The 17,044-nt window shown below is 56.6% G+C and carries 16 protein-coding genes; 10 read left to right on the top strand and 6 right to left on the bottom strand.

Translation table 11 applies throughout. The features are described 5' to 3' along the window. The first annotated feature begins 49 nt into the window (after positions 1 to 49). Together accD and AC2FH6_RS14055 are read left to right on the top strand one after the other, a co-directional pair. The gene (gene accD / locus AC2FH6_RS14060) at positions 50 to 967 is read left to right on the top strand and encodes an acetyl-CoA carboxylase, carboxyltransferase subunit beta (protein WP_142636339.1); all 918 of its coding nucleotides are present in this window, start codon (positions 50 to 52) and stop codon (positions 965 to 967) included. Beyond that, positions 964 to 2,238 (top strand): bifunctional folylpolyglutamate synthase/dihydrofolate synthase, encoded by a 1,275-nt coding sequence (locus tag AC2FH6_RS14055; RefSeq protein WP_496703211.1) that lies wholly within the window; start codon positions 964 to 966, stop codon positions 2,236 to 2,238. The genes accD and AC2FH6_RS14055 overlap by 4 nt, the downstream gene beginning before the upstream one ends. Positions 2,239 to 2,297: 59 nt before the next feature. Here AC2FH6_RS14055 and zapE read toward each other — a convergent pair whose 3' ends face one another. Beyond that, entirely contained in the window at positions 2,298 to 3,356 is a 1,059-nt protein-coding gene (gene zapE / locus AC2FH6_RS14050) for a cell division protein ZapE (RefSeq protein ID WP_496703209.1), read from the bottom strand. 146 nt (positions 3,357 to 3,502) lie between these two features. Between zapE and AC2FH6_RS14045 the strand changes: the two genes are divergently transcribed. Next, complete coding sequence (locus AC2FH6_RS14045) at positions 3,503 to 4,741, top strand: MFS transporter (protein WP_496703207.1); 1,239 nt, start codon at positions 3,503 to 3,505, stop codon at positions 4,739 to 4,741. Between the two features lies 1 nt (position 4,742). On the opposite strand, the gene AC2FH6_RS14040 is transcribed toward AC2FH6_RS14045, so the two are convergent. The 5 genes from AC2FH6_RS14040 to AC2FH6_RS14020 all read right to left on the bottom strand — a co-directional run bounded on the left by AC2FH6_RS14040 (position 4,743) and on the right by AC2FH6_RS14020 (position 9,276). Continuing rightward, positions 4,743 to 5,363 carry an HAD family hydrolase gene (locus AC2FH6_RS14040; RefSeq protein WP_496703206.1) on the bottom strand — a complete coding sequence of 207 codons (621 nt, stop codon included), beginning with the start codon at positions 5,361 to 5,363 and terminating at the stop codon, positions 4,743 to 4,745. A gap of 142 nt (positions 5,364 to 5,505) precedes the next feature. Continuing rightward, a complete protein-coding gene (locus AC2FH6_RS14035; RefSeq protein WP_281972917.1) occupies positions 5,506 to 5,961 on the bottom strand; it encodes a YaiI/YqxD family protein in 456 nt (151 codons plus the stop codon). Beyond that, the gene (gene sthA / locus AC2FH6_RS14030; RefSeq protein WP_142636327.1) at positions 5,958 to 7,406 is read right to left on the bottom strand and encodes a Si-specific NAD(P)(+) transhydrogenase; all 1,449 of its coding nucleotides are present in this window, start codon (positions 7,404 to 7,406) and stop codon (positions 5,958 to 5,960) included. Before sthA ends, AC2FH6_RS14035 begins: the two co-directional genes overlap by 4 nt. A 3-nt stretch (positions 7,407 to 7,409) precedes the next feature. Then, positions 7,410 to 8,243, bottom strand: coding sequence for an S-formylglutathione hydrolase (gene fghA, locus AC2FH6_RS14025; protein ID WP_142636325.1), 834 nt, complete (start codon positions 8,241 to 8,243; stop codon positions 7,410 to 7,412). 103 nt (positions 8,244 to 8,346) lie between these two features. Then, positions 8,347 to 9,276, bottom strand: a complete 930-nt coding sequence (locus AC2FH6_RS14020) for an AEC family transporter (protein ID WP_496703204.1) — start codon at positions 9,274 to 9,276, stop codon at positions 8,347 to 8,349. A gap of 193 nt (positions 9,277 to 9,469) precedes the next feature. Here AC2FH6_RS14020 and AC2FH6_RS14015 point away from each other — a divergent pair, with 193 nt between their 5' ends. The 7 genes from AC2FH6_RS14015 (at position 9,470) to AC2FH6_RS13985 (ending at position 17,043) form a co-directional block, all read left to right on the top strand. After that, positions 9,470 to 10,087 carry a TetR/AcrR family transcriptional regulator gene (locus AC2FH6_RS14015; RefSeq protein ID WP_142636321.1) on the top strand — a complete coding sequence of 206 codons (618 nt, stop codon included), beginning with the start codon at positions 9,470 to 9,472 and terminating at the stop codon, positions 10,085 to 10,087. 368 nt (positions 10,088 to 10,455) lie between these two features. After that, on the top strand, positions 10,456 to 12,039 hold the full coding sequence (locus tag AC2FH6_RS14010) for an ABC transporter substrate-binding protein (protein ID WP_142636319.1): 1,584 nt from the start codon (positions 10,456 to 10,458) through the stop codon (positions 12,037 to 12,039). A 65-nt stretch (positions 12,040 to 12,104) separates the two neighbouring features. Next, positions 12,105 to 13,199, top strand: coding sequence for a M24 family metallopeptidase (locus tag AC2FH6_RS14005; protein ID WP_496703202.1), 1,095 nt, complete (start codon positions 12,105 to 12,107; stop codon positions 13,197 to 13,199). Further along, positions 13,199 to 14,206, top strand: a complete 1,008-nt coding sequence (locus tag AC2FH6_RS14000; RefSeq protein WP_142636316.1) for an ABC transporter permease subunit — start codon at positions 13,199 to 13,201, stop codon at positions 14,204 to 14,206. The genes AC2FH6_RS14005 and AC2FH6_RS14000 overlap by 1 nt, the downstream gene beginning before the upstream one ends. Next, positions 14,206 to 15,108, top strand: a complete 903-nt coding sequence (locus AC2FH6_RS13995; protein WP_185956667.1) for an ABC transporter permease subunit — start codon at positions 14,206 to 14,208, stop codon at positions 15,106 to 15,108. The genes AC2FH6_RS14000 and AC2FH6_RS13995 overlap by 1 nt, the downstream gene beginning before the upstream one ends. Positions 15,109 to 15,112: 4 nt before the next feature. Continuing rightward, entirely contained in the window at positions 15,113 to 16,090 is a 978-nt protein-coding gene (locus AC2FH6_RS13990) for an ABC transporter ATP-binding protein (RefSeq protein ID WP_496701864.1), read from the top strand. Further along, positions 16,087 to 17,043: an ABC transporter ATP-binding protein gene (locus AC2FH6_RS13985; RefSeq protein WP_496703199.1), complete on the top strand. Its 957-nt coding sequence runs from the start codon at positions 16,087 to 16,089 to the stop codon at positions 17,041 to 17,043. Before AC2FH6_RS13990 ends, AC2FH6_RS13985 begins: the two co-directional genes overlap by 4 nt. Position 17,044: the final 1 nt, after the last annotated feature.

The following is a 17,044-nucleotide window of genomic DNA, read 5'->3' as shown; positions in this document are numbered from 1 at the left end:
TTCCGTAGCGTCTTATGTGACGTCAACGCCGTACTAGCAAGGTTCCGACATGAACTGGATCACAAACTACGTCCGTCCCCGGATTAATTCGATCTTCTCACGCCGGGAAGTCCCGGAAAACCTTTGGCACAAGTGTGACGAATGCGGCACGATGCTGTTCCACCGCGAATTGGCGGAAAACCAGAATGTCTGCACCCAATGTGATCATCATATGGCGATCACTCCGCGCGACCGGTTCGGGCACCTGTTTGACGGTGGTATATTTACCGAGGTCGATGTTCCCGCTCCCAAAGATGATCCGCTGCAGTTCCGGGACCAGAAGAGATACCCCGACCGGATGAAAGCAGCGCAGAAGAAAACTGGCGAGCAAGAGGCGATGCTGGTCGCCAAAGGTGATATCGGACGTACGCCGATCGTGGCAGCAGCCCAAGATTTCTCGTTCATGGGCGGCTCGATGGGTATGTATGTCGGCAATGCCATCATTGCGGCGGCGCAAGAGGCAGTGAAGTTGAAACGCCCGCTGATCCTGTTCTCGGCAGCGGGTGGCGCTCGAATGCAGGAAGGCATCCTGAGCTTGATGCAGATGCCGCGAACCACCGTGGCGGTTGAGATGCTGAAAGAGGCAAAACTGCCCTATATCGTTGTACTCACCCATCCTACCACCGGAGGCGTGACCGCTTCTTATGCGATGCTGGGCGACGTCCATATCTCGGAACCCAATGCGCTAATCTGCTTTGCAGGCCCGCGCGTGATCGAACAGACCATTCGGGAAAAGCTGCCCGAAGGATTTCAGCGCGCAGAATACCTGCTGGACCACGGAATGCTGGACCGGGTAACGAAGCGTACCGAAATGCGTGACGAATTGATCACGATTACCCGCATGCTGATGAATCAGCCTCCTGCGGTCAAAGGTGATTTGCCCGCGCCCACCCCCGAAGCCCCAGAGAAAGACGCGGATCAGGAATGACTTCGCCATCGTCAGACGTCATCCTTGATCGGATGATGGCGCTGCATCCCAAGATCATTGACCTGACGCTGGATCGGGTGTGGCGTTTGCTTGCCACACTGGAAAGCCCTCAGACCAAATTGCCTCCGGTCGTGCATATCGCAGGGACAAACGGCAAGGGGTCTACGCAGGCCATGATCCGCGCCGGTATGGAAGGGGCGGGGAAAACGATTCACGCCTATACCTCTCCGCATCTTGCCCGGTTTCACGAGCGTATTCGGCTGGCAGGTGAGTTGATTTCGGAAGCCGAACTGACAAACGTCCTTGATGAGTGCTATGCCGCCAATGGTGGTGAGAACATCACGTATTTCGAGATTACGACCTGTGCGGCCCTGCTGGCCTTTGCTCGCAAACAGGCTGATTATACCTTGCTTGAGGTCGGCCTTGGCGGGCGCCTGGATGCAACAAACGTGGTGCACGAACCCGCCGTGACGGTTATCACGCCGGTTTCCATCGACCATGAACAGTTTCTAGGCGACACGTTGGGCAAGATCGCTGCCGAAAAAGCCGGGATCATCAAGCCGGGCGTCCCTTGTATCGTCGGCCCACAGCAGGACGAAGCGCTTGAGGTCATCGAATATACAGCGGCCCGTCTGGGCGCCCCATTGCTGGTACACGGTCAGCACTGGCATGTGACCGAGGAAAACGGACGTCTTGTGTATCAGGACGAAATCGGGCTGCGGGATCTGCCGCTGCCCAACCTGCTTGGCGCACATCAAGTTCAGAATGCCGGTGCGGCAATAGCGGTATTGCGCCATCTCGAACTTGGTGATCAGGCCTATGAGGCCGCCGTTACCAAGGCCGAGTGGCCAGCACGGATGCAGCGTCTGAAATCCGGCCCGCTTGTTGAACAGGCCGCACAGGCCGAGCTGTGGCTGGATGGTGGGCACAATGCCGCCGCGGGAATTGCGCTTGCTGAAGTGCTGAGAAAATTACCGCAATCTCCGACACATTTGATCTGCGGAATGCTCAACACCAAAGATGTCGCTGGCTATCTTGCACCGCTTGCCACGCAGGCTCAAAGCTTGACCGCAGTGTCGATACCGGGTGAGGCCGCGACGCTTAGCGCTGAAGATACGGCGCAGGCTGCTGACCAGGTTGGCATGAAAGCCGACACAGCAGAGAGTGTATCCGCGGCCCTGCAGAAAATCACAGACCAAGACCCTCAGGCCCGTATCCTGATTTGCGGATCACTCTATTTGGCGGGCAACATCCTACGCGAAAACGGATAGGTCTTCACCCGGCGGAAATACCCTGGGGGAGGCGCGCAAAACGTGACAGGGCAGCGCCCCTATGCCCCCCAATCCTCAGCCTGCATCTCGCGCAGTCGCGAGGCAGTGCGTTCGAACTCGAACGTCCCTTCACCCTCGACATACAACATCTCGGGCTCTGCTGCCGCCGAACAGATCAGGCGAACCCGCGCCTCATACAAGGCGTCAATCAACGTCACAAAGCGCTTGGCCTCATTGAAATTATTCCGGGAAAGGCGCGGGATGTCCTCCAGAACCAGAACTTTGACTGCCTCGGCAACGGCCAGATAATCTGCAGGGCCCAGCATCCGTCCGCACAGGTCATAAAAGCTTGCTCGGGCTATCCCGTTCCGAAAGGCCGGCAATTCGACAGCACGGCCATTCACCTGCAACATCAGCGGTTCCGCCGCACCGCCCGCGAGATCGTTCCAGACGGATCGGATATTCTGTCGAGCCTCGGGGCCGATCGGCGTGAAATAGACTGGCGCACCTTCAAGACGGTTCTGTCGGTAATCAGTGGGCGAGACCAGTTCCCATATCTGAAGTTGTTCCTTGATATGCGCGATGAATGGCAAAAAGAGCTGGCGGTTCAAGCCGTTCTTGTACAATTCGTCCGGGTGCCGGTTGGATGTGGTGATGACCACGACCCCGCCAGCATGCAAAAGATCAAACAACCGCCCGACGATCATCGCATCGGTGATATCGGTGATCTGCATCTCGTCAAATGCCAGCAGTTTTACGGATTTGACAACCGAGTCCGCGACCGGTGCAAGCGCATCCTCAACTCCGTCCTTACGAGCTTTGTGCATCCCCGCGTGGATTTCCTGCATGAAAGCATGAAAATGGACGCGACGGGCAGGGATGTCGCCAAGCGCGTCGACAAACATATCCATCAACATCGACTTGCCACGACCAACTCCGCCCCACAGATAAAGTCCCTGGGGCGGCGGGGGTGCCTTGCGAAAGAAACCACGCCTGACCGGGGTAGCCAAGGCCGCGCGAATGCGTTCGAAATGCGGAAGGACAGCCTCTTGCGCATCGTCCCGCGTCAAAGTGCCATCGGCGATGCGTGCCTCGTAAAGCGATATCAAATCTGACATATCCCGAGGGATACCTTCACCTCAGGGCGTTGAAAAGAAGGCATTTGGAAGATGCATCAATTTTGCTTATCCGCGGCGCCAAAACTCCTGAATTGACCACGGTACAAATTTGCGTACCGTCGCGGCTCGGCCATTCCGAGGATTCAATGCCCCAACACGCGCGCCTGCTAAACCCGATCTTGATCGTCGGCTGCATAATTATCGCCGTCAGTTTTGCCGTGCGGGCATCCTTTGGCGTGTTCCAGATCCCCATTGCGACTGAATTCGGCTGGCTGCGCACCGATTTTTCGATGGCGATTGCGATCCAGAATCTCGCTTGGGGAATTGGACAACCCATTTTTGCCGCCATCGCCGAGAAGGTGGGGGATCGCTGTGCGATTGTGCTCGGGGCATTGACCTATGCAGCGGGCATGGTGTTGTCGGCGTGGTCCGTTACCCCGTTCGAGCATCAGATGTACGCCTGGCTTGTGGGCTTTGGGATTGCCGGCACGGGGTTTGGTGTCGTGCTTGCCGTAGTTGGGCGGGCGTCCTCTGATCATAACCGCTCTATGTCTCTGGCCGTCGTGACAGCGGCAGGAAGCTTTGGCCAGGTTTTGGGTGCTCCAACGGCGGAATGGCTTTTGTCTTTTATGCCCTGGCAACAGGTTTTCATCGTGTTTGCCGTTGCCATCCTGGCACTGGTCATGACTCTGCCCTTCATGCGCGCGCCCCAAGCCGCAACCAAAGCCGAAATCGAAGAAAGCATGGGGCAAATTCTGGGCAAGGCCTTCCGGGACCCGTCTTATACCCTGATTTTCCTGGGATTTTTCAGCTGTGGTTATCAGCTTGGCTTTATCACAGCGCATTTTCCCGCTTTCGTTACCGAAATGTGCGGCCCGATTCAGCCGGGTGGAATACTGGATTCCATTGGTATAACGACAACTTCCGCATTAGGGGCTGTGTCGATTTCATTGATCGGGTTGGCCAATATCGGAGGGACATTGCTGGCGGGGTGGGCCGGAATGCACTTTCCCAAGAAATACCTTCTGGCCTCTATTTATGCCGCCCGCACGCTTACAGCGGCGGCTTTCATAATCCTGCCGATCACGCCAATCACGGTCGTTGTATTCTCATTGGTCATGGGTTCGCTCTGGCTTGCAACGGTTCCACTGACCTCGGGGCTCGTCGCACATTTGTATGGGTTGCGCTACATGGGTACGCTTTACGGCATCATCTTCTTCAGCCATCAGGTCGGCAGTTTTCTTGGCGTCTGGCTTGGCGGCCGCATGTATGACCAGTACGGAGATTACACCTTTGTCTGGTGGATCGGCGTGGCCATCGGCGCCTTCAGCGCCATCGTTCACCTTCCCATCCGCGAGAACCGGCCGCTACCCGTCGCAGCCTAATCTAGCGGGCCTCTTCGCGGGTCAAAAGCCCCTCTGCCACCAACCGGTCTGCCCATCCTAGCGGGCCCTCAAAATGATGCGTTTGCCAGCCTCGCGCCTGCGCCGTTTCGATATTGTCGATCCGGTCGTCGGTGAACAACAACGTCTCGGGCGCCAGACCACAATCGGCTTCGACCATCTCGTAAATCGGGACATGCGGTTTCACTGTCTGCATGCGACCTGAAACATACAGCCGGTCGAACTCGTTGAGGAATGGATAGACCGTGGTTGCATACTCAAAATTCTGCACCCCGAAATTTGTGAGCGCAAAGACCGAGATGCCTTTGGCGCGCAGCGCACGTTGCAGTCGTACCGAGTGGGGAATTTCTGGCGTGGCCAATTCGATCCATTTGTCGTGCCACATCCGAATTTCATCCCGCCATTGGGGATATTTATCAGCCCAGCCATAGATGGTGTCCGTGAAGTGATGCCCCTGATCAACCAGATCATTCATTCCATGCAGGTCAACCTCGGCAAACATGGCCCGGCGACGGTCTTCACCAATAACCGCGTCGTAGTACCGTTCTGGCTGCCATTCTATCAGGACATTCCCGATGTCGAAAACCACCGCTTCTATTGGCATGAACAAACCTTCTTAGAATCTCTGCTGGGGCTGACTGAATCAATCCTTGCTGCGCTTTTCAAGACAGGAACTGCAGCGCGCAGCGCTGCCCGGCCCAACCGGAGGGGACGCATCTCTGATGCGTCTGTGACGGGCGGGAGGGTCACGCCCTTAGTGCCGCCCGCAATTCCCGTTCCAACGCATCCAAAAACCGGGACCTATCGGCCTTGCCAAAAGGCTTGCCACCGCCCCCGGCGCCCAGAGGGTTTGCCGAACGCAGGTCTGCCATCAGGTCGCGCATCGCCAGTTGCTGACCAATATTGGCGGCGGTAAAGGCCTCGCCGTTGTGACGTAATACACGCGCACCTGCTTCAACACATTTCGCGGCTAAAGGAATGTCTGAGGTCACAACCACGTCCCCTGTACCACAACGCTCTGCGATCCATTTATCGGCCTCATCCGCACCTGCGGACACGATCACAACCTGTACCAGAGGATTGGCCGAAGGCCTCAGGCCACCGTTCGAAACCAGAGCCATCGGAATCTTATGTCGGGTCGCTACACGCTCGGCCTCGGCCTTCACTGGACAGGCATCTGCGTCTATGTACAGGGTTGTCACGCTTTCTTTGCCTGTTTCTCGGCAGGCTTCTTCTTGACCTTGAATTCCTCGGGGATGGGCATCCGGTTGAACGCATCCAGACCAGCGATCTTATAAGCCTCGGCCAAGGTCGGGTAGTTGAATGTGTTTTGAACGAAATAATCCACTGTGCCTTTCAGGTTCAATACAGCCTGTGCGATATGGATCAGCTCAGTCGCGCCTTCGCCTACGATCTGCACACCAAGAACCCGGCGGGTTTTCAGCGAAAACAGCATCTTCAACATGCCATGTTCCAACCCCATGATATGCCCGCGAGAAGTTTCGCGGAATCGCGCGACGCCAACCTCGTAAGGGATATCGCGCTCCTGTAACTCTTCTTCGGACATGCCGCAGGTGGATATCTCGGGCACCGAATAGATGCCGTAAGGGTACCAGGGGCTTTCCGGCAGGGTCGGGGTCTCCAACGCGTGACATGCCGCCACGCGCCCCTGCTGCAGCGAGGTTGATGCCAGCGAGGGATGTCCGATTACATCTCCGGTCGCATAGATATGCGGTACCGCTGTCTGATAGGTCTTGCGATCGACCTCAATCCGGTTGCGGTGATCGGTTGTCAGCCCGACCGCATCCAGATTCAAGGCCGAGGTCGCGCCCATCCGCCCGGCGGCAAACAGCAACATCTCGGCCCGGACATGTCGTCCATTCTCGAGCGTCACTTCTACGTGGCTACCTCCATCTTCGATCTTTTCAACGGCAGAGCCCAGCCGCAAATCCACGCCGTTTTCGCGGATTTGGTGGGTAAAGTCGTGGATCAGCCGGCTGTCGATGAAATCCAGAAACGTCTCGCGGGGTTCAATCAGGGTGACACGTACATCAAGCGCGGAAAACATCGTGGCATATTCCACACCGATTACACCGGCCCCGATCACGCATAGCGAACGCGGTATCTCGGCCATCTCCAGAAAATCATCGCCATCGACGATGGTCTTCCCGTTGAAGGGCACATAATCGGGACGATAGGTCTTGGTTCCGGTGGCGATCAGGAACTTTGCGGCGGACAGACGTGTGGTTTCGCCTGCGTCGGTTGCAACCTCAATCTCGTGGGGACCGACAAATCTTGCCAGACCATTTAAGGTTTCCACGTGGTTCCGGTTGAACTGATGTTCCAGCACGTCGACCTCATGGTCCAGCGTCATGTGCAACCGAGCCTTGAGGTCTTCGGCCCGGATCTGATCCTTTACCCGGTACGAGCGCCCGTAAAAGCTGCGCTCGCGCCAGCCAGACAGGTTCAGCACTGTCTCGCGGAGAGTTTTTGACGGGATGGTCCCGGTATGGACCGAGACCCCACCCAATCGATCCTTGCGGTCGATAACCAGCACCCGGCGTTTCAACTTGCCTGCCTGAATCGCCGCCGAACGACCGGAAGGGCCGGACCCGACAATGATCAGGTCATAGTCGTATTTGCTCATGCCTCAGTCTCCATACAGTGCTTCGGCGTGGAAAGTGATGTGGTCTTCCATGAAGGTCGACACAAAGAAGTAAGAATGGTCATAGCCGGGCTGCAGACGGAAAACTGCCTGTTGGCGACGTTCGGCTATCGCCTGGGCCAGCGCCTCGGGGCGCAACAGGTCGATGAACTGGTCATTGTCGCCGGTGTCGATCAGGACAGGGCCGTCGAAACCGGTGTTCTTCATCATCAGCGATGCGTCGTGCTTGGCCCATTGGGCCGCGTCATCGCCCAGATATGCCTTCAGTTGTTTGCGGCCCCAATCGGCGCTTGTTGGGTTTGAAATCGGTGCAAATGCCGAAACCGATCGGAACCGGCCCGGTAAGTTCATTGCCAATGTCAGGGCGCCATGGCCGCCCATGGAATGGCCGGTAATGGCCTGGCGGTCTGCGTCGATTGCAAAGGTTTCAACCAGCAGAGCGGGCAATTCCTCGGCCACATAGTCCCACATGTTGAAGTGCGGTGCCCAGGGTGATTGCGTGGCATTCACATAAAACCCCGCGCCCTGGCCCAGATCGTAGTCCTCGTGATCGGCAACGCCTTCGCCGCGCGGGGATGTGTCAGGGAAAACAAGGGCGATACCCTGTTCCGCGGCCCAGGCCTGCGCCCCGGCCTTGGTCATGGCGTTTTCATGGGTACAGGTCAGACCAGACAGATACCATAGAACCGGAACCGGGCCGTCCTTTGCCTCGGCGGGCAGGAACAGTCCAAAAGTCATGTCGCATTGGCAGGCAGCCGAGGCGTGGCGATAGACGCCCTGGACGCCTCCGAAACAAGCGTTTTCCGAAAGGGTTTCCATTTGGTTCCGTCCTTACGTTAGGTTCGCGCCATGGCTATCGTTACTCGGTCCGTGCGTAAAGTCTGTGTTCCTGCGGCCAGCGAGTATTTTCCCTATCTGTGGCTTAGAATGTTCCGGCTATGGCAATCACCAGTGGCAGTGTCAGGATGCTGACCACGGTAGACAAGAGAATTGCGGCCGAAGCCCGATGGGGTGCGACCCCGTAATAGGCCGCCAGCATATAGACATTCCCAGCGACCGGCAGTGCTGCCGCTGCAATGGCAACCGAAGCCGAGAAGCTTTCCGCCGGGATCAGCCAGATTAAGAAGACAGCAACGCAGAGCGGATGAATGATCAGCTTGCAAAAACTCAGCCAGGCAGCAATCTGAACACGCTCGGCGGATTTGCTGGCGAGCGATGCCCCTATCGCAAACAAGGCTCCCGGAGTGGCTGCCCCGCCCAGGATTGTCAGAAAATCGTTCAGTGGAACGGGCACGGGAATTTGGAAGGCTGACCACAAAAGCCCCGCTGAAATAGATACGATCATCGGGTTTTTGATCAAACCGAGGCCAATCAACCGAAATGTTGCCGGCGTCAGCCGCCCATCGCGTCCGGCATTGATCAAAATCACGATCAGCGAGGAAAACACCACAAGGTCGACAGTCAATACCAGCATGACCGGGCCGATTGCTGCTTCGGTGAACAAAAGCGCAAGCATCGGCAGCCCCAGAAAGCCCACATTGCCGATCGCAGCGCATTGGGCTTCGACGGCAGAGGTTGGTATGTCAAGGCCGCGCATCCACGCGATCAGACTGGCCAGAGCATAAACCGTAAGCGTTCCCAGCAGATAGCCCGCGACCAATCTGCCGTCGAATATCTCGGCAAAGGGCAGGGTGGCGGCAAAGCGGAACAACATTGCCGAAAGTGCGAAATAGAACACGAATTTCGTCAGATAGGCCGTGGCTTCTTCCGAGAAGAACCGACTGCGCCCAGCCCAATACCCCAGTCCGATAATCGCAAAGAACGGCAGCGTACGCAGAAAAATATCAGCCATGGCCAGAGTGTTAGCACGGTTTTCTCTGGCGGCAACCCCTGGCCAATCAGGCCCCGCCGAACGAACTTCGCGGACTGACCTAACGGAAAAATTACCATAATCCCGCCTGCCCATGGCCGAAATCCTATGCGAATCGTTGTATCTGAACTGATCAGTTTATAGATTCGACGAATCCACCCCTGAAGGAGAGCGCATGTCCGAAGCAACTGCCATTTTGCGAACAGGCCGAAAATTTGATCAGGTCCTGCAAGGAGCCCGATCAGTGTTCATGGCAGATGGTTTCGAAGGAGCTAGTGTAGATGACATTGCGCGCGCAGCGGGTGTTTCCAAGGCGACTTTGTACAGCTATTTCCCGGATAAGCGTCTTCTTTTCATGGAGGTTGCTCAGAACGAATGCTGCCGTATGGCTGAGAATGTCGTTTCGATGGTTGACGATACAAAACCCGCACGCGAGGTGCTGACCATCGCTGCGACCCAGCTGGCCGCATTTCTGGTGTCGGATTTTGCGCAGCAGGTGTTCCGAATCTGCGTGGCCGAGCAAGATCGGTTCCCCGAACTTGGCCGCGCCTTCTATGAGGCGGGGCCGCAAAATGGCACCCGGCAACTTGCAGAATATCTGCAAAAAGCGGTGAATAAAGGCGAATTGGTTATCGAGGACCTTCAATTTGCCGCTGAACAGTTTTCGGAATTGTGCAAGGTCCGCCTTTGGCCCCGATCCACATTCGGCATTCAAAGCAGCTTTTCAGAGGCTGAGATTGAAGAGGTCGCGCTGCAGGCTGTCGACATGTTCATGGCCCGTTACGGCGCCTGACATTTGGGTCGGATCGACTCGATTCAAGATATGGATGTGGAGGTCGATCCCTGAAGCCCGCGGCATTTAGGATTGATGGCATTCAAGAGTTCGGACGCTCCTGCCCGGTGGCTTCGCCACTGCTTGGCTCTAATCGCCAAAGAACCGAAATCAGTTAGAAAACAGGCCCGACCAGGCAAATCATAACGCTGTACCTGCCCTCTTTTTTACTTCCTGATCGCTGGGCGGTGAACTCAGTTGACAATGGATTTTGTATTTTGGATACATTGGGCAGGGATTTCGCGGCGGTGACAGTCATCAAAGATTGTTCTGACTAGAAATTAGAACAACGCGAAAATCTGAAGAAAAAACATTTCTGGGAGAAACTCATGAAACTTAGATTGATGGCCGCAACTGCAGCGATTGCGTTGTCCAGTGCTGCGGCCCAAGCAAATACTTTGGTATATTGCTCGGAAGGATCACCCGAAGGCTTTGACCCGGCGCTATTTACCGCAGGGACAACCTTTGATGCCTCGTCACACCCGATTTACAACCGTCTGCTCGAGTTTGAGACCGGTACTACCAATGTTATCCCCGGTCTGGCGGAAAGCGTTGAGGCCAGCGATGATGGTCTGGAATATACCTTCAAATTGCGTCAGGGCGTCAAATTCCATTCGAATGACGAATTCACGCCGACGCGTGATTTCAATGCTGATGACGTGATCTTCTCGTTCATGCGCCAGAAGGATGAAGGCCATGCCTATAATCAGGTATCTGGTGGTACCTGGGAATATTTCCAGGGCATGGGTATGCCGGACCTGGTCGAGTCGATTGAAAAAGTCGACGACTACACAGTGAAGTTCACCCTGTCCAAGCCTGAAGCGCCTTTTGTGGCCAACATGGCGATGGACTTCGCCTCGATCCTGTCTGCGGAATATGCGGATGCGATGATGGCCGCGGGTACGCCTGAGAAGCTGAACACAGCACCGATCGGGACTGGTCCGTTCTCGTTTGTAGCCTACCAGAAAGACGCGGTGATCCGCTATGCGCAGAATGCCGACTACTGGAAGGCCCCTGCGGATGTGGAGAACCTGATCTTCGCTATCACGCCGGATGCATCGGTTCGCTATCAAAAGCTGAAAGCGGGCGAATGTCATATCATGCCTTATCCGAACCCGGCCGACATTCAAGCGATGCAGGACGATGCAGATATCAACATGTTGGAGCAGGAAGGCCTGAACGTCGGCTACCTCGCCTACAACACCACCATGGCACCGTTCGACAATCCGAAGGTCCGCAAGGCGCTGAACATGGCGATCGACAAGAATGCGATCATCGACGTCGTGTTCCAGGGCTCGGGCCAAGTTGCCAAGAACCCGATCCCGCCAACCATGTGGGGCTATAACGACGCCATCACCGATGACGCGTATGATCCCGAAGCGGCCAAGGCGATGCTGGAAGCCGAAGGCGTATCCGACCTGTCGATGAAGGTTTGGGCTATGCCGGTACAGCGTCCCTATAACCCGAATGCACGCCGTATGGCCGAGCTGATCCAAGCGGATTTTGCCAAGGTTGGTGTCGACGTCGAAATCGTGTCCTATGAATGGGGTGAATACCTGTCGCGTTCGAAAGATCTGGACCGTGACGGAGCCGTTCTGCTGGGTTGGACCGGTGACAATGGCGATCCAGACAACTTCTTGGCGGTTCTGCTGGGTTGTGACGGACGCGAAGCCTCGAACCGGGCGCAGTGGTGCCACGAGCCCTTCGAAGAGCTGATCCTCAAGGCCAAGCAGTCCACTGATCAGGCCGAACGCACCAAGCTGTACGAAGACGCTCAGGTGGTCTTCAAAGAGCAGGCGCCTTGGGCAACGATCGCACACTCGGTGGTCTTTATGCCGATGCGCAACGAAGTGCAGGGCTATAAAGTGCACCCGCTGGGCGGCCACATCTTCTACGGTGTGAGCGTCGAATAATTCATCACTTACCGACCGGAGCCGCCCGCGTGGCGGCTCCGGTTTCTTATTGGAGGTCGGCCCTGATGCCGAATTTGTCCGAGTACCGTCAACTGGCAAAGGACATGTCAGTTGATGCCGTGGCCCTTGTGCCCGGCCCGAATTTCACCCGTGCATTGGGAAAACCTTTCATGAGCCACGAGCGGCCCTTTGTGGTCGTGGTCCCCGGCGAAGGTTCTCCTGCGGCCATCGTTCCCAACCTTGAGCTCGGCAGTTGGGACCTGGTTGAATTTGAAGGCGCCGTTTTCGACTGGTTCGACCAGACCGGATATGATGACGCCTTTGCAGCCCTCGCCAAGCATATGCCGCTGACATCGCTGGCTGTGGAAGGGCAGGTGATGCGAGTCTTTGTGTCGAAAGCGCTTACCAACGCGTTACCGGACCTGCGGATTGTCGATGCCGAGCGTGAAATTTCTGACTTGCGCATTATCAAGACAGAAGACGATATCGCGGCGCTTCAAGCCGCGATCGACATCTCTGAGCGCGCGTTAGAGCGCGTGATTGCGGATGTGCGCGTCGGTCAGACCGAATTGCAGATTGAACAGGCCTTGATTCAGGCGCTGTTTGCGGAAGGCGCCGCCTCGCTGGCATTTTCGCCGATTGTTGCCGCCGGGGATAACTCGGCGCGGCCCCATGGTAAGGCGCGGGCGGATTACCAGATCAAACCGGGCGATGCGCTTTTGTTTGATTTCGGAGCCCGCAAACATGGGTTTGCCGCCGACATCACCCGGACATTCTTTGTCGAAGAGGTCTCGGACGAGGGCAGGGCGGTCTATGACACCGTTCTGCGCGCCAATCTGGCAGGGTTCAAAGCCTGCCGTCCCGGTGTCACGGCGCATGATATCGACGATGCCGTGATCAGCGTGCTCGAAGCGTCACCCTATGCCGATCGGATCCGCACTAAAACGGGCCACGGGCTGGGCCGCGACGTTCACGAAGCGCCGTATATCATGCGTGGAAACGACCAGAAAATCCTTCCGGGCATGGTTTGGACAAACGAGCCGGGCCTATACGCGCTGGACAATTTCGGCGTGCGCATAGAAGATGACGTGCTTGTTACAGGGGATGGCTGTCGGTCGCTGACCCACTTTCCCAAAGATCTCACAATCATAGGTCGCTGATGTTTGGCTACTTTCTTTCTCGTCTCGGTATGTTCATTCCGACATTCCTGGGTGTAACGCTTATCTCCTTCATGTTCATTCGGGTTTTGCCCGGTGATCCGATCATCGTCATGGCCGGTGAACGCGGAATGTCCGAGGAACGCTATCAGGAAATGGTGGTCAAACTGGGCTTCGACAAGCCGGTCCTCCAACAATATTGGGACTATCTGACCGGCGTTATGCAGGGCGATCTGGGCGAAAGCTTTGTCACCAAGAAACCGGTCTGGGACGAGTTTTTTGCCCTGTTCCCAGCGACGCTGGAATTGTCGATCTGCGCGATGATCTTCGCGGTGGCCCTTGGGTTGCCCGCCGGTGTCATTGCCGCAGTCAACCGGGGCAAATTCTTTGATCGGGCGCTGATGTCATCTGCGCTGGTGGGATATTCGATGCCGATCTTCTGGTGGGCGCTGCTGCTGATCATCGTGTTCTCGGGCAACCTGGGCTGGACGCCTGTTTCGGGTCGGATCGACCTTCTGTATTACTTCCCCAGCGTGACCGGCTTTATGCTGATCGACAGTCTTTTGTCGGGGCAACCCGGGGCATTCACGTCGGCTGTTCGGCATTTGATTCTGCCAACGATTGTTCTGGGGACGATCCCGCTGGCTGTCATTGCGCGTCAGACGCGCTCGGCGATGCTTGAGGTTTTGGGCGAGGACTACATTCGTACCGCGCGGGCAAAAGGCCTGTCACCCACTCGGATCAACGGGCTGCATGCTCTGCGTAATGCGTTGATCCCCGTGATTACGGTGATCGGCCTGTCGGTTGGAACTTTGCTGGCTGGTGCAATTCTGACCGAGACGATCTTTAGCTGGCCGGGCATCGGCAAGTGGATGGTCGACAGCATCTTCCGGCGCGATTACCCGGTGGTGCAGGGCGGTCTTCTGATGATCGCCGTGATCGTGATGCTGGTGAACCTACTGGTCGATGTCCTTTATGGCATCATCAATCCAAAAATCCGGAGGCGGTGATGGCTGAACTATCCGCAAACGCACCCAAAACCGAAGACCGCCCAAGCGCCTTGCGCGAATTCTGGTTTTATTTCAGTGAAAACCGCGGCGCGGTGATTGGCCTGTGGGTATTCGCCGCCTTTGTCTTTTGCGCTGCCTTCGCACCTTTGCTGGCCCCCTACGATCCAACCGAACAGTTCCGCGAGCATATCCTGCAGCCTCCGGCATGGCAGGAAGGCGGCAGTTGGGCCTTCCCGCTGGGGACTGATCCACTGGGCCGGGATATGCTGTCGCGGCTGATTATGGGATCTCGCTATTCCTTCTTTGTCGGGATCGTCGTGGTTTGTGTGGCCGTGTCAGGCGGTGTGGTTCTTGGCCTGCTATCCGGGTTTGCACCCAAATGGGTCGATACGATGATCATGCGCGTGATGGATATTATCTTGTCCTTTCCGTCACTGCTGCTGGCACTGGTTCTGGTCGCCATTCTGGGCCCGTCTCTGACCAATGCAATGATCGCCATCGCCATTGTGTTTCAACCACATTACGTGCGCCTCACCCGCGCCTCGGTTCTGGCCGAACGGCAAAAAGATTATGTGACCTCGGCCCGTGTGGCCGGTGCAAGCAAGGCACGCCTGATGTTCAAAACCGTGCTGCCGAACTGTCTGGCGCCGATCATTGTCCAGGCGGCGCTGTCCTTCTCGACCGCGATTCTGGATGCTGCGGCACTTGGCTTTCTGGGCATGGGGGCGCAGCCGCCAACGCCTGAATGGGGCACGATGCTGGCCGAAGCGCGCGAATTCATTCTGCGCGCCTGGTGGGTGGTAACTTTCCCGGGCCTGGCCATTCTGGTCACGGTGCTGGCAATCAACCTGATGGGCGACGGTCTGCGCGACGCGCTGGACCCCAAGCTGAAACGGAGCTGACGACATGAGCCTGTTGGAAATCCGAAATCTTTCGGTCGAGTTTGCTACTGCGTCGGGTGAGTTCCGCGCTGTGGATGGCGTTGATCTGTCTGTCAACAAGGGCGAGTTGATGGCCATTGTCGGGGAAAGCGGCTCGGGGAAATCCGTTTCAATGCTGGCGCTGATGGGGTTGCTGCCATGGACGGCGACAATCACTGCAGATGAAATGAGCTTTGAGGGTCGCGACCTGACTAAAATCTCGGCACGGGATCGGCGCAAGATCATCGGCAAAGATATTGCCATGATCTTTCAAGAGCCGATGTCTTCGCTAAACCCCTGTTTCACGGTCGGTTTCCAGATCAAGGAAGCACTGCGTATCCATTTGGGGCTAAACCGCAAAGACCGTCATCACCGCGCGATTGAGCTGTTTGACCTGGTGGGTATCCCGGCACCTGAGAGCCGTCTGAATACGTTCCCTCATCAGATGTCGGGCGGCATGAATCAACGGGTCATGATCGCGATGGCGATTGCCTGCACCCCGAAACTTCTGATCGCGGACGAACCCACTACCGCGCTTGATGTAACAATTCAGGCGCAGATTCTGGATCTGTTGGTCCGATTGCGCGATGAGCAGGGGATGGGCCTTGTTCTGATTACCCATGACATGGGTGTTGTGGCAGAAACCGCCGAGCGGGTTCAGGTCCAATATGCCGGTCAAAAGGTCGAGGAACAGCCGGTACGCGATCTATTCCGCACACCGCGCCATCCTTATACCTCAGCTTTGCTGAACGCTTTGCCTGAACGGGCAACTTCGAAATTGCTGCCGACGATTCCAGGTGTTGTTCCTGGTCAATTTGACCGTCCCAAAGGTTGCTTGTTCAGCCCGCGATGCCAATTCGCCGATGACCTGTGCCGGAACACACCACCCGCTCCGCATGGAGCAGATTTCGGCAAGGCCCGCTGTCACCACGTCAAGGAAATCACCGCTGGAGAATTGGCATGACCGCCCCGATCGTTCAGGCAAACGCGTTGGCCCGGCACTATGAGGTCAAAGGGGGATTGCTGTCGAAATCGGCAACGGTCAAAGCCCTTTCCGGTGTGGATTTTGCCCTAGAGCCTGGCAAGACGCTGGCCATTGTAGGAGAGTCCGGGTGCGGTAAATCCACCCTCGCTCGCGTCGTAACGATGATTGAAGAGCCCACTTCTGGAACACTGACCATCGACGGCGTCGATATCACCCCGTCAAAATGGGCTGAGATGCGCGAAAACGTGCAGATCGTGTTTCAGGATCCCTATGGTTCGCTTAATCCGCGACAACGGATCGGTCAGATCCTGCAGGAACCTCTGATCATCAACCGGCCCGATATGACCGCTGCGGAACGGGAAACTCGCGCACGCGAAATGATTGATCTTGTCGGTCTGCGCCCCGAGCATTATGATCGCTACCCCCACATGTTTTCGGGTGGCCAACGGCAGCGGATTGCGATTGCCCGAGCCCTGATGCTGAACCCCAAGGTTCTGGTTTTGGATGAGCCGGTATCGGCGCTGGATGTTTCGATCCAGTCACAAATCCTGAACCTGCTGGTTGAACTGCAAGAGCGTCTGAACCTGGCCTACCTGTTCATCTCGCATGACCTGTCTGTGGTGAAGCATTTCGCTGATGACGTAATTGTCATGTATCTGGGACGCGCAGTCGAGAAAGCTCCGAAAGAACAGTTGTTCGCGGCGCCCCGGCATCCTTACACCAAAGCGTTGTTGTCGACGACACCGCGTGCCGACCCCGAGGCGCGTAAGGAACGGATCAAGCTGGAAGGTGAGTTGCCCTCACCGATGAATATCCCCAAGGGATGTGCCTTTGCTCAGCGATGCTGGCTGGCAACTGACGAATGCCGTGCGGCACCACCCGATCTGCAAGGAACAACCCATCAGGCTGCATGCCTGCATCCGCTGGGTTAGG

The sequence above is a fragment of the Ruegeria sp. CDSC045 genome, from assembly GCF_059610725.1.
Note: the sequence above shows the minus strand (reverse complement) of the source record. Positions and strands in the feature narration are given on the sequence as shown.

Coding starts and splice junctions, on each gene's coding strand:
- accD (WP_142636339.1), top strand. CDS start 50: ATGAACTGGATCACAAACTACGTCCGTCCCCGGATTAATTCGATCTTC.
- AC2FH6_RS14055 (WP_496703211.1), top strand. CDS start 964: ATGACTTCGCCATCGTCAGACGTCATCCTTGATCGGATGATGGCGCTG.
- zapE (WP_496703209.1), bottom strand. CDS start 3,356: ATGTCAGATTTGATATCGCTTTACGAGGCACGCATCGCCGATGGCACT.
- AC2FH6_RS14045 (WP_496703207.1), top strand. CDS start 3,503: ATGCCCCAACACGCGCGCCTGCTAAACCCGATCTTGATCGTCGGCTGC.
- AC2FH6_RS14040 (WP_496703206.1), bottom strand. CDS start 5,363: ATGCCAATAGAAGCGGTGGTTTTCGACATCGGGAATGTCCTGATAGAA.
- sthA (WP_142636327.1), bottom strand. CDS start 7,406: ATGAGCAAATACGACTATGACCTGATCATTGTCGGGTCCGGCCCTTCC.
- fghA (WP_142636325.1), bottom strand. CDS start 8,243: ATGGAAACCCTTTCGGAAAACGCTTGTTTCGGAGGCGTCCAGGGCGTC.
- AC2FH6_RS14020 (WP_496703204.1), bottom strand. CDS start 9,276: ATGGCTGATATTTTTCTGCGTACGCTGCCGTTCTTTGCGATTATCGGA.
- AC2FH6_RS14015 (WP_142636321.1), top strand. CDS start 9,470: ATGTCCGAAGCAACTGCCATTTTGCGAACAGGCCGAAAATTTGATCAG.
- AC2FH6_RS14010 (WP_142636319.1), top strand. CDS start 10,456: ATGAAACTTAGATTGATGGCCGCAACTGCAGCGATTGCGTTGTCCAGT.
- AC2FH6_RS14005 (WP_496703202.1), top strand. CDS start 12,105: ATGCCGAATTTGTCCGAGTACCGTCAACTGGCAAAGGACATGTCAGTT.
- AC2FH6_RS14000 (WP_142636316.1), top strand. CDS start 13,199: ATGTTTGGCTACTTTCTTTCTCGTCTCGGTATGTTCATTCCGACATTC.
- AC2FH6_RS13995 (WP_185956667.1), top strand. CDS start 14,206: ATGGCTGAACTATCCGCAAACGCACCCAAAACCGAAGACCGCCCAAGC.
- AC2FH6_RS13990 (WP_496701864.1), top strand. CDS start 15,113: ATGAGCCTGTTGGAAATCCGAAATCTTTCGGTCGAGTTTGCTACTGCG.
- AC2FH6_RS13985 (WP_496703199.1), top strand. CDS start 16,087: ATGACCGCCCCGATCGTTCAGGCAAACGCGTTGGCCCGGCACTATGAG.